Here is a 9,806-nt window from a genome sequence, read left to right on the forward strand (position 1 = left end):
ATTGCGTCATTTGCCCCTGCCCTATCTACATCGTGGGCAAAAACGTGTACAATACAGAGAAGAACTATTGGAGGAATGGGCTGTGACTAACTGGAAAATTGGCGTCATTTCGGCAAGCGATTCCATTGCGAGAGGGGAGCGGGAGGATAACCGCATTCCGATTATCCGCAAGCTGGCAAAAGAGTGGCTGTCCGCTGAGGTGTCCGTCTATCGATCTGTGGCAGATGATATGGAAGAATTGAAGGAAAACATGATCGAATGCGTGGATCGTGAAAAATGCGACCTGTTGATCGTAACAGGGGGGACGGGCCTCAGCCCGCGTGACGTCACGCCGGAGGTAACCGCCTGGGTCATCGACCGGCCGGTGCCGGGACTGGCGGAAGAGATGCGCCGTGCCGGCCTGCAGCAGTCGCGGCGGGCGATGCTGACCCGTGCGGTCGCAGGCACGCGAGGAAATTCGCTGATTATCAATCTGCCGGGCAATCCCAAGGGCGTCGAGATTTGTTTCAATGCCATCGGAGACATGCTCTCCGACGCTTTGCACATCCTGCAGGGAACCGGAGAGGCCAATGAAGATTGGGGAGGATTGGGTTGGTAGAAAAACCGAAGCTGAAGGAAGTGCCTGTCCGAGAAGCGGTCGGCATGATGCTCCCGCATGACATGACACAGATTCTCCCGGGAGAGTTCAAGGGGCGCCTGTTTAAAAAAGGACATGTCGTCACAGAGGCGGACATCGAGCCGTTGCTCTCCATCGGCAAGGAGCATATCTACGTGCTGGAAATGCCGCCGGGGTATATCCACGAGGAAGAGGCCGGCATCCGGATCGCGCAGGCCGTGGCGGGAGGGGGCCTGGTCCTCACCGAGCCCTACGAAGGAAAAGTCTCGATGAAAGCGGCGCATCACGGTCTGGCCAAGGTGAACGAAGAGGCGGTCCACGCGCTCAACGAGCTGGTGGGCATCGCGTTTTCGACGATTTACAGCGACCAGGTGGTCCGGCAGGGAGACTCGGTCGCGGCTACCCGTATCATTCCGCTGATCATCGAAGAAGAGCGGATCGTGCGCCTGGAAGAGCTGGCGCGCCAGTTTGCGGGCAGCATCGTAGAGGTGAAGCCCTTCTTGCCAAAGCGTGTGGGAGTGGTCACTACAGGCGGGGAAGTGTTCTCGGGAAGGATTTCCGATAAATTCGGTCCAACCATCCGTTCAAAAGTAGAAGCACTCGGCTCCACGGTCGTCGAGCAGCGTTTTGCACCCGACGACAAAGAGCTGATCGAGCAGGAAATCATCCGCTTTCTGGACAGCGGTGTCGATCTCATCCTGGTGACAGGCGGCATGTCGGTAGATCCCGACGACCGCACGCCGGGGGCGATCGCAGGGACAGGAGCAGAAGTCGTCCGCTACGGTACACCGATGCTTCCCGGCTCCATGCTGATGGTCGCCTACAAGGGAGAGATCCCCATCCTCGGCTTGCCAGGGGCGGTCATGCACGAGCCGTTCACCTCTTTTGACGTCTTTTTGCCGCGGATCCTCGCGGGGGAAAAAATCGTCGAGGCGGATATGACCCGCTTGGGATACGGCGGATTGCGGAAGTGCTAGCTGGTTACACTGTCAAATGACAGGAAAAAAGGAGTGAAGTGCATGAGTACGATTGGAGTACCTGGTCTTATTTTAATCTTGGTGCTGGCGTTGGTGCTGTTTGGGCCGAAAAAGCTGCCCGAGCTGGGAAGAGCGGTCGGCCATACGTTGAAGGAATTTAAAAATGCGACCCGCGGCCTGACCCGCGACGACGACGAGGATGACGATGCTAAGGCGCAGCAGCAGCTGCCGCAGCAGCAGGCGGCAAAGACAACGGTCGTTACGGAAAAGGACGCCTTTGACCGCGAAAAGATGGAGCAGGAAATTCGCGAAAGACTGGAGCGGGAGCGTATCGAGAAGGAAATCCGGGAAAAACTGGAGCAGGAACGCTTGCAGGCAGAGAACGCCCAACAAAAGGCGTAACCGGATAAGGTGGATGCCATGTCTGAAGATCGTGAAATGACGGTAGTTGAGCATCTGACCGAATTGCGCACGCGCATCATCTGGGTGCTGGCGGTATTCGTCGTCGCCCTGATCGCCGGATTCTTCTGCGCCGGTCCGCTCATCGAATACTTGAAGGAAAAACCGATCACACAGGGAGTACCGCTCATCTCCCTGCATCCCTCGGATACCCTGCGCGTCTACATGCAGTTCGCGTTTTTGGTAGGGGCCGTGGTTACGCTGCCGGTGGCCTTGTTCCATATCTGGAGGTTCGTCTCTCCGGGTCTGCAGGCAAATGAACGGCGGGTTACCCTGTACTTCATTCCGGCCGCATTCTTTTTGTTTATCCTCGGCGTCCTGTTTGGCTACTATGTCGTCTTTCCCATGATCATGCTGTTCGTAACAGGCATCTCGCTGGGGATGGACGTGAAGCCCAACTACGGAATCGCGGAGTATTTCGGCTTTTTGTTTAATCTGGTGATACCGTTTGGGATTTTGTTTCAGTTGCCGATTATCGTCATCTTCCTGACCAGGCTGAGAATTTTAAACCCGATGCGCCTGGCCAAGATGCGCAGATTCGCCTATTTTGGACTGGCTGTGGTCGGGATTACCCTGACGCCCCCGGAGATCGTCAGCGACATTCTGGTGACGGTGCCTCTCCTGCTCTTGTACGAGGTGAGCATCTGGCTATCCAAGATCGTCTATCGCAGACAGTTGAAAACAGACGAAGAATGGGAACAAGAATACAAACTGGAAGCGGATGAGGCCGTCCGCTGACCCGAGGAAAATCTTCTGCCGAATGGCGGAAGATTTTTTTTTTTTGACCGGAGCTATGGAGGAAAAGCGGACATACTAGTGAGGGAAAGCATGGGAGGTGACAAAAATGTGGCGGACCGCTTCTTTTATCGTGTTGACGCTGGGGCTCTTGGGAGGAGCGATTCTCTTGGTCCAGCATAACAGCAGCGGGATCGTCTCCGCACAGCGCCAGGACGGGGACAGCGGCGCAATCGACAGGGCCGACACGATTGCGGCGGAGCAGGTGGAGCTGTTTGACACGGACAAAGAACGCGTAGTCAAAACCTACGAAAATACCACCTTGTTTCAGCAAGAGGCGCAAACGCTGCTCAAGACCGTCAGCGGACGAGTCCTGGATTTGCAGCCGTCTCTGTCGCATGCCTTGATTGTCAAAATTCCGCTGGCTCCTCCTCAGAAACTGGTCCACCGGCAAGCGCAGATCGATACGATGATCGCCAGTATGTTTGTCATCATGCCAAAGGAAGGGAGCCGGCGGCCGTGGATGATCCTGCATACAAAAGAAGAAGAGACCTTGCTGGTGGAATTCGCCGGGGATGTGGGACAGCTTCGCAAGCTGGCTCGCTTGCCGTAAAAATGACGAGAGGAAAGCAGGGCAGGGAGAAGGGAAGAGCCCGACTGCCTTAACGCATGCAGTCGGGCATTTAAGCGGGAAGAGGCAGTTCTTTGTCACGGCTTGGGTGTCAAAAATGCCTGCGTGTAGTAATCAGCTTTCACGCCCACGCCCAGGTGGGTAAAGCCTTTCTCCAGAACGTTTTTCCGGTGGCCCAGGCTGTTCATCCAGCTCTCATGGGCTTCGATGGAGTCCGGATAGCCGGCGGCGATGTTTTCTCCGGCCATGCTGTAGGAGAGTCCAGCCTTGCGAAGGCGTTCGAAGGGATCCATCCCGGTGGTGGCCGAGACGTGATCAAAGTAGTCATGGTTTTTCATGTCCTGGCTGTGTCCGCGCGCGACCTGAGCAGCCTGTTCGCTCCATTGGACTTTCGGGAGGTTGTAGCGGTAGCGGATCACATTGACCAGGTCGAGCACCTGTTTTTCCCGAGCGGCATTGACGGCCTCCTGCTGCTTGATGGTCAGGGGCGGCGGGTCAAAATGGGGCGCTTCTCCTTGGTAGGTCCAGCGTGTCTCATAGTAGCCGCCTCTCATCAGAATCAAGGTGTCGATCAGGCGAATGCCTGTCACTTTGTCGCGGTTTTGCTTGTCCAGATAGAAGATACGGGGGATGCCGTCCTCAATCACCAGCGGCCGCAGGCTGGGTTGATTGGTGATCTGCACCTGGGCGCGCTGATAGGAAAAGGAGAGCGTGGGCTGCAGCTTGTACTGGCGGCCCAAGGCAGACAGGCTGGTGCCGATCCCGACTTGGCCCAGCTTCACTTCGGCGGCGTTGGAATAGAGGTCCACCACCTTGCCGTCCATGATCCCCACCTGCAGATAGCGGGCCGGATTGCGGTTATAGATGAGCCATTGATAGCCCAGTCCGCTCGGCTCCTCCCGGTCGGGCCGGCCCAGCGACTCGATCACGTCGGCCTCAGTCATTCCCAGCGCAATTCCGAACAGGGTAGTCTCTGCCGCTGTCTTCACAGATTCCCTGGCGGCAGCCGTCCGGGCGGCAGTGGCAGGGGATGAGGGAGCAGGCTGTTTGGCGGACGAATCGGCGGGAGCAGCGGCATCGGAGCGGCGGGTGGCCGGCTGACCGGATTGCGCTCCGTCTGCCGCGTGCATCTGCGGCGGCTCCCCGTCGGCTTTGCCTGATCCGCTCCGTGCTCCGGCAGCTTGATCATCCCCGCCGACGGGAGCCTGTCCCACAAAAGCAGCGGTGTGGTCCTGCTTCACCGGTTTATTTTCGAGTCGGCCGGCCAGGGTCAGGGGGATGTACATATTCCCCTTGTACGACAGCGTGGCCGGTTGGTCGCCGCTTTGCGTCGGGTAGTAGCCGGGCTTGTCCGGGGCCGTTACTTCTTTTCCGTCCCAATATAGTTTCACAGGCTGGATGGATGCGAGAATCATGGACGAGCCATCCGCAGGGTACAGCTTGCCTATGCCTGCTGCGGAGAGAGCAAACACGCCGATCCAGAGCCATTTTTTCATGCAGGTATCCTCCCTTTGAACTGTGGTCGATTCTAGGTTTCTCTCTATGAGTATATGGCCAAACCGATTTGATAGAACCGAAAGAGAGAATACTTTCCGAGTCACCAGGAGGGCAGCACACCAGATTGGAAAATTGTGAGGGAAAATACTTGCAAAGTACATAGCGATTCATTATTATAAGTATTGGGTGTTAGCACTCCATCGTGGTGAGTGCTAACAACACAAAAACTTCTTGAACCAACATTTTTGAGGAGGGTGTTTTTTGTGCTGAAGCCATTGGGTGACCGTGTAGTACTCGAACCAATTTCCAAAGAGGAGACAACCGCTAGCGGCATCGTTCTCCCTGACACTGCGAAGGAAAAACCGCAAGAAGGGCGTGTCGTTGCAGTAGGTTCCGGTCGTGTTTCCGACAACGGAGAGCGCATTGCTTTGGAAGTAAAAGAAGGCGACAAAGTTATTTTCTCCAAATACGCCGGCACCGAAGTGAAAGTGGATAACAAAGAATACCTCGTGCTTCGCGAATCCGACATCCTGGCTATCATCGGCTAAGGATGTAAACGGCAAGGTACAGACCAAACCCATTTTCAATCGTTATACACATAACGCAGGAGGTTGAGTACAGATGGCAAAACAAATCAAGTTCTCTGAAGATGCTCGCCGCGCGATGCTCCGCGGTGTTGAAACATTGGCAAATGCCGTTAAAGTAACCCTCGGTCCAAAAGGCCGCAACGTGGTTCTGGAGAAAAAATTCGGTTCCCCGCTGATCACCAATGACGGCGTGACCATCGCAAAAGAAATCGAACTGGAAGACGCCTATGAAAACATGGGTGCGCAACTGGTAAAAGAAGTCGCGACCAAAACCAACGATGTAGCCGGTGACGGTACTACGACTGCAACCGTTCTGGCTTATGCCATGATTCGTGAAGGTCTGAAAAACGTAACAGCCGGCGCCAACCCGATGGTAATCCGTCGCGGTATGGACAAAGCTGTTCGCGCTGCTGTAGAAGAAATCAAGTCGATCGCGAAGCCGGTAGAAAGCAAAGGTGCGATCGCACAAGTAGCCGCTATCTCCGCTGACGACAAAGAAGTAGGCGAACTGATCGCGGAAGCCATGGAAAAAGTGGGCAAAGACGGCGTCATCACCGTTGAGGAGTCCAAAGGCTTTACTACTGAGCTGGATGTAGTAGAAGGTATGCAATTCGACCGCGGTTATGCTTCTCCGTACATGATCACCGATACGGACAAGATGGAAGCGGTTCTGAACAACCCGTACATCCTGATCACTGACAAGAAAATCTCCAACATCCAGGAAATCCTGCCTGTTCTGGAGCAAGTCGTACAAAGCGGCAAGCCTCTCCTGATCATCGCAGAAGACGTAGAAGGCGAAGCGCTGGCTACCCTCGTGGTAAACAAACTGCGCGGTACCTTCACAGCAGTAGCGGTAAAAGCTCCTGGCTTCGGCGACCGCCGCAAAGCTATGCTGGGTGACATCGCGACTCTGACTGGCGGTGAAGTGATCACCGAAGAACTGGGTCTCGAACTGAAATCCACCAAGCTGGATCAACTGGGCCGTGCCGGCAAAGTTGTCGTTACCAAAGAAAACACCACCATCGTCGAAGGCGAAGGCAACAAAGCCGACATCGACGCACGCGTGGCTCAAATCCGTCAACAAATCGAAGACACCACTTCCGAGTTCGACCGCGAAAAACTGCAAGAGCGTCTGGCGAAACTGTCCGGCGGCGTAGCGGTTATCAAAGTGGGCGCTGCTACCGAAACCGAACTGAAAGAGAAGAAACTGCGCATCGAGGATGCCCTCAACTCCACTCGCGCTGCTGTGGAAGAAGGTATCGTACCTGGTGGCGGTACGACTCTCGTAAATGCAATCAAAGCAGTTGAGAAGGTAGTTGCAGAAGGCGAAGAGGCAGTGGGTGTACAAATCGTACTCCGCGCGCTGGAAGAGCCAGTTCGTCAAATCGCTGCCAACGCAGGCCTCGAAGGCTCTGTTATCGTTGAGCGCCTGAAAAAAGAACCGGTAGGCATCGGCTTCAACGCTGCTACCGAAGAGTGGGTAAACATGCTGGAAGCAGGTATCGTGGACGCAGCGAAAGTAACTCGTTCCGCTCTGTCCAACGCTGCATCCGTCGCAGCTATGCTCCTGACGACAGAAGCAGTCGTTGCCGACAAACCAGAAGAAAACAAAGGACCGGCCGGCATGCCAGACATGGGCGGCATGGGCATGATGTAAGAAACGGACCGCCGTTTCGTGGGAGACAGACCTTAGGGTCTGTCTCTTTTTTATTGATACGCTTCCTCCCATGCCCCTGTTTTTGCTCCTCGCCGACTTTTTTCCATTCCCGATTTTCTTCTTCTCCACACCTTTGCTATGTACTATTTTTGGAAAAGTACAAATACTATGGTTGTAAAAATATTTCTCGACTTTATTATGGACAACAAAATTTTACTCCAATTTCTGTAGAACGGTCCGTTATCAGTTAATGAAAGTGGAGGAGATGGAAGCAATGAGAAGAGTTGGCGTCATTCTGTTTTCTTTCCTGCTCGTATTCTTCCTGGCTGCATGCAGTGCGAGTCCTCCGGCAGCCAAACCCGCCGAAGGGACCAGCCAGCCAGCCGCCCAAGAGCCCCAGAAAGAGCCTGTGGAACTGGTAATGTACAGCTGGCGGACGGAGGACAAGGACGCGTACGCCAAAATCCTTGCCGAGTTTGAAAAGAAGCATGAGCACATCAAGGTCAAGTTCAAGCCCTTTAAGTCGACGGAGTACAACACGATCGTGACCAACACCCTGACAGCGGGATCGGGCGTCGATATTCTGCAGCTGCGGCCGTATACGATCGCTGCCTCTATCGCGGATGCCGGTTATCTGCTTCCGCTTGACGATCTCAAAGGAGTGAGCGACATCCCCAAGGATTATCTCGATGCCGCACGCGGAAGCGACGGCAAGGTCTACGGCGTGCCGCTGTCGATTAACTCGGCCGTGATCTTCTATAATAAAAAGCTGTTTGCCGACAATGGCCTGCAGCCGCCGCAGACGTGGGACGAATTGATCGCCGTGTGCGAAGCCCTGAAAGCCAAAGGAATCACGCCGATCGCCCAATCCGGCAAAGCCGCTTACCTCTTGTCGATTACCCACAGCGTGATCGCACCCGGCTCCATTGGGGGAAATGATTATATCGAGAAGATGCTCAGAGGGGAGAGCAATTTTAAAGACGCCGCTTTCGTGGAGTCGATCCAACGGATGCAAGAGCTGGCGCCGTTTTTCCCGCAAGATTTTGTCGCGATCGACGACAAAGATGCGCAAGCCCTTTTCTACACGGGCAAGGCGGGGATGTACATCAATGGAAGCTACCGTCTGGAGACCTTTGAAAAATTAAATCCGGACATGGAGCTGGATTTCATCCCGGGACTTGCCAAGGAAAAGGGAGGCGATGCCCCCATGGTTAACTGGGTGGATGGCTCCTACGGGATTGTCAAATCGACCAAACATCCCGAAGAGGCGAAGCTTTTGATGGAATTCCTCGCCTCCCAAGAGTTCGGTCAGCGGTTCAGCGATGAATTGAATCGCCTGAGCGCCATTCCGGGAGTCACTCCCAAAAATCCGCTCGTCCAAAAAATGACGCAGCTCAGTGAAAAAAGCATGGTGCCGTATCTGATGCTGGTTCATTTTGGCGAGGGAACCCCGACGACCAAAACGACCTTTGAAGATTCGCTTCAAGGCATGTATATCGACAAATTGACGGTCGAGCAGGTAGCCGACGCCACGCAAGCATCTGCGGACAAGTGGTTTCAGCCGGTGAAATAGGTGAGAGACGGCGCCATGCCATTTGCGTGAGAGGGGGAGCGGTACAGCTTGGCGGCTTTCCGAAGCCTGGCGGCTGTACCGCTTTTATCAGCTGGGGGAGGTCGAAAATAGTGGCCCTGTTGGAAAAATGGACGGACAAAAAGCGGCAGATCACCGTGAAAAAGAGGATGAACTGGAAAAAGCATTTGGTGCATGCTTTGCTCCTGCCTGCTCTGGTGGTCTATGTCTGGTTTCAGGTCTACCCGATTTTTTCCGCATTCTGGAACAGCTTTTACTCATGGAACGGGCTGCAGCGAGGCACATTTATCGGACTTGAGAATTTCATTCGCCTGTTTACGGAGTCGCCCTTTCAGGAGATGTTTTACCGCGGCTTTGGCCATAATGTCATTTTTTTTATCGTTACCGTAATTTCCAAACTGATGGTTGCGTTTATTCTCGCGCTCCTCATTACCAGCAAAATACGCGGAAAAGAGTTTTTCAAGACGGTGATCTTTTTGCCCAAGCTTCTCTCGGTGATCGTCGTCGGTTTTCTGTTCAGCCTGATCCTAAACCCGACCTACGGAGCGCTCAATACGTTTCTATCCTTTATTGGCCTGGAGGAGTGGGCGAGACCCTGGCTGGGCAGTCCCGACACCGCCTTGTACACGATTATCCTGGTGAACAGCTGGTATGGGCTGGGCTTTGCGGTGCTGATCTTCTTAGCCGGCTTGCAGGCGATCCCCTCGGAGATCTATGACGCGGCCAAAGTAGACGGGGCATCGGGTCTGACGATGCTGTTTCGGATCACGCTGCCGTTGGCGATGCCTGCGGTGATGGTGATGACCATCCTGACATTTATCGGCGCTTTTGAGGCGTTTGAGCTGATCTTCGCGATGCAAGGCTCCCAGGGCGGTCCCTACTATTCCACGGACGTGCTGGCGACCTATTTTTATCGCTTGGCCTTTGGCTCGGTGGATGGCGGGGAGTCGATCGGACTGGGTTCCGCGCTTGCGGTCGTGCTGTTTTTGATGATATCCAGCGCCACGGCTATTCTGCTTTTCTTCTTCAAACGAAAAGAATACGAACAATGAGGAG

Annotated in this window: 10 protein-coding genes; 9 read left to right on the forward strand and 1 reads right to left on the reverse strand. The window is 54.5% G+C overall.

The window, feature by feature from the left end; translation table 11 throughout:
• The first annotated feature begins 82 nt into the window (after nucleotides 1–82).
• The 5 genes from JD108_RS02630 to JD108_RS02650 all read left to right on the forward strand — a co-directional run bounded on the left by JD108_RS02630 (nucleotide 83) and on the right by JD108_RS02650 (nucleotide 3,400).
• On the forward strand, nucleotides 83–598 hold the full coding sequence (locus tag JD108_RS02630; protein ID WP_198828463.1) for a MogA/MoaB family molybdenum cofactor biosynthesis protein: 516 nt from the start codon (nucleotides 83–85) through the stop codon (nucleotides 596–598).
• Nucleotides 592–1,593, forward strand: a complete 1,002-nt coding sequence (locus tag JD108_RS02635; RefSeq protein ID WP_198828464.1) for a molybdopterin-binding protein — start codon at nucleotides 592–594, stop codon at nucleotides 1,591–1,593. Before JD108_RS02630 ends, JD108_RS02635 begins: the two co-directional genes overlap by 7 nt.
• A 42-nt stretch (nucleotides 1,594–1,635) precedes the next feature.
• A complete protein-coding gene (gene tatA, locus JD108_RS22645) occupies nucleotides 1,636–1,995 on the forward strand; it encodes a twin-arginine translocase TatA/TatE family subunit (RefSeq protein ID WP_198828465.1) in 360 nt (119 codons plus the stop codon).
• A gap of 18 nt (nucleotides 1,996–2,013) precedes the next feature.
• On the forward strand, nucleotides 2,014–2,790 hold the full coding sequence (gene tatC / locus JD108_RS02645) for a twin-arginine translocase subunit TatC (RefSeq protein ID WP_198828466.1): 777 nt from the start codon (nucleotides 2,014–2,016) through the stop codon (nucleotides 2,788–2,790).
• A gap of 106 nt (nucleotides 2,791–2,896) precedes the next feature.
• The gene (locus tag JD108_RS02650; protein WP_228728271.1) at nucleotides 2,897–3,400 is read left to right on the forward strand and encodes a hypothetical protein; all 504 of its coding nucleotides are present in this window, start codon (nucleotides 2,897–2,899) and stop codon (nucleotides 3,398–3,400) included.
• Between the two features lie 95 nt (nucleotides 3,401–3,495).
• Here the strand turns inward: JD108_RS02650 and JD108_RS02655 are convergent, their stop codons facing one another.
• Nucleotides 3,496–4,914, reverse strand: coding sequence for a CAP domain-containing protein (locus JD108_RS02655; RefSeq protein ID WP_198828467.1), 1,419 nt, complete (start codon nucleotides 4,912–4,914; stop codon nucleotides 3,496–3,498).
• A gap of 264 nt (nucleotides 4,915–5,178) precedes the next feature.
• Between JD108_RS02655 and groES the strand changes: the two genes are divergently transcribed.
• The 4 genes from groES to JD108_RS02675 all read left to right on the forward strand — a co-directional run bounded on the left by groES (nucleotide 5,179) and on the right by JD108_RS02675 (nucleotide 9,802).
• Nucleotides 5,179–5,463 (forward strand): co-chaperone GroES, encoded by a 285-nt coding sequence (gene groES / locus JD108_RS02660; RefSeq protein WP_003389758.1) that lies wholly within the window; start codon nucleotides 5,179–5,181, stop codon nucleotides 5,461–5,463.
• A gap of 73 nt (nucleotides 5,464–5,536) precedes the next feature.
• On the forward strand, nucleotides 5,537–7,159 hold the full coding sequence (gene groL, locus JD108_RS02665; RefSeq protein WP_198828468.1) for a chaperonin GroEL: 1,623 nt from the start codon (nucleotides 5,537–5,539) through the stop codon (nucleotides 7,157–7,159).
• Between the two features lie 274 nt (nucleotides 7,160–7,433).
• On the forward strand, nucleotides 7,434–8,732 hold the full coding sequence (locus tag JD108_RS02670) for an ABC transporter substrate-binding protein (RefSeq protein ID WP_228728272.1): 1,299 nt from the start codon (nucleotides 7,434–7,436) through the stop codon (nucleotides 8,730–8,732).
• Nucleotides 8,733–8,899: 167 nt separating this feature from the next.
• The gene (locus JD108_RS02675) at nucleotides 8,900–9,802 is read left to right on the forward strand and encodes a carbohydrate ABC transporter permease (protein ID WP_198829959.1); all 903 of its coding nucleotides are present in this window, start codon (nucleotides 8,900–8,902) and stop codon (nucleotides 9,800–9,802) included.
• Nucleotides 9,803–9,806: the final 4 nt, after the last annotated feature.

It is taken from the genome of Brevibacillus composti, assembly GCF_016406105.1.
GTDB lineage: Bacteria > Bacillota > Bacilli > Brevibacillales > Brevibacillaceae > Brevibacillus > Brevibacillus composti.

Excerpts from the sequence above, each read along its gene's own strand:
- JD108_RS02675 (WP_198829959.1), top strand. The coding sequence starts at position 8,900 with ATGAACTGGAAAAAGCATTTGGTGCATGCTTTGCTCCTGCCTGCTCTG.
- tatC (WP_198828466.1), top strand. The coding sequence starts at position 2,014 with ATGTCTGAAGATCGTGAAATGACGGTAGTTGAGCATCTGACCGAATTG.
- tatA (WP_198828465.1), top strand. The coding sequence starts at position 1,636 with ATGAGTACGATTGGAGTACCTGGTCTTATTTTAATCTTGGTGCTGGCG.
- JD108_RS02670 (WP_228728272.1), top strand. The coding sequence starts at position 7,434 with ATGAGAAGAGTTGGCGTCATTCTGTTTTCTTTCCTGCTCGTATTCTTC.
- JD108_RS02655 (WP_198828467.1), bottom strand. The coding sequence starts at position 4,914 with ATGAAAAAATGGCTCTGGATCGGCGTGTTTGCTCTCTCCGCAGCAGGC.
- JD108_RS02650 (WP_228728271.1), top strand. The coding sequence starts at position 2,897 with ATGTGGCGGACCGCTTCTTTTATCGTGTTGACGCTGGGGCTCTTGGGA.
- groL (WP_198828468.1), top strand. The coding sequence starts at position 5,537 with ATGGCAAAACAAATCAAGTTCTCTGAAGATGCTCGCCGCGCGATGCTC.